We start from the raw sequence: 1,010 nt of genomic DNA on the forward strand, positions 1-1,010 counted from the left end.
CTTAGCATTTAAAGAGGCATTCAAGGAAGCAACAAAAGATATCAGCTTTGGTCAATTAGACTTCTCACCAGTATTGAATTTATACGGGGCAGTTGAAGGGGACGACGCTGGTAACCAAGAGTTGGACCAATTGTTGAAACAACCAACCTTTAACGTGACTGTATTCCGTGGTGGTGACCAAGTGAATACTATTCCTGACAACGCAGAAGTAGTCTTCAACATCCGAACAGTTCCTGAATTCGACAATGAAGCAGTTAAAGGCGTATTTACTGAAGTTTACCAAGAATTCTTGGATAAAGGGGCAGACTTCGACCTACAATTAACCTTAGACTTAAAACCACTAAATGGCGGGGTTAATTCAGACTTAGTGCAATTAACCAAAACATTAGGCGCTACATACCTAAACCAAGACTTGGAAGTTGTGCCAATGACAGGTGGTACGGATGGGGCAAACTTTGTTGCCAACAAACCAGCAGGCTACCCAATCATTATCTTTGGCCCAGGATCAACAACATCACATCAAATTGATGAATACGTGGACAAGGACGAGTATCTAACATTCGTCAACTTATACATTGACTTGTTAGCCACTTATTTAGAAAACAAATAGAATTGGTTAAAAAAGCTATGACATTCTGGTCATAGCTTTTTTATGTAGCCGGTATAATGGTATCTACTACCATACTATTGTATTTGTCGCATATATCCATTTTCTTTGATAAAATATGAAAGAGACTGTTGCATTTTTTCGCAACAAATAATCGTTGGAAATGACATGATCATAAAATAAGCGTAGGGGTGTATTGAATATGGTAGAACATAATTTAGAAGAGACTCAAGAACAAGCTACAATGGGTAAAACCCTTCAAGCAATCAAAGTTGGCGATACTTTCCGTGTAACTGAATCGATTAGAGAGCGAGATGTCTTGTTATACATGGGGGTTACCTCAGACTCGAACCCGGCATACCTACAACAAACGTCACATAAAGTAGGCCTGACTCCAGGTGAA

General features: G+C 39.3%; 1 protein-coding gene and 1 pseudogene. Both read left to right on the top strand.

Features of this window, described 5'->3' with window-relative positions; translation table 11 throughout:
• Positions 1-610 (top strand): M20/M25/M40 family metallo-hydrolase (locus ACRCJ0_RS15250; RefSeq protein WP_431391050.1); only part of this gene is annotated, 610 nt, incomplete at its 5' end.
• Positions 611-809: 199 nt separating this feature from the next.
• Positions 810-1,010, top strand: a pseudogene (locus ACRCJ0_RS15255) (dehydrogenase); the annotation flags it as partial.

The sequence above is a fragment of the Aerococcus sp. L_32 genome (genome assembly GCF_050689315.1).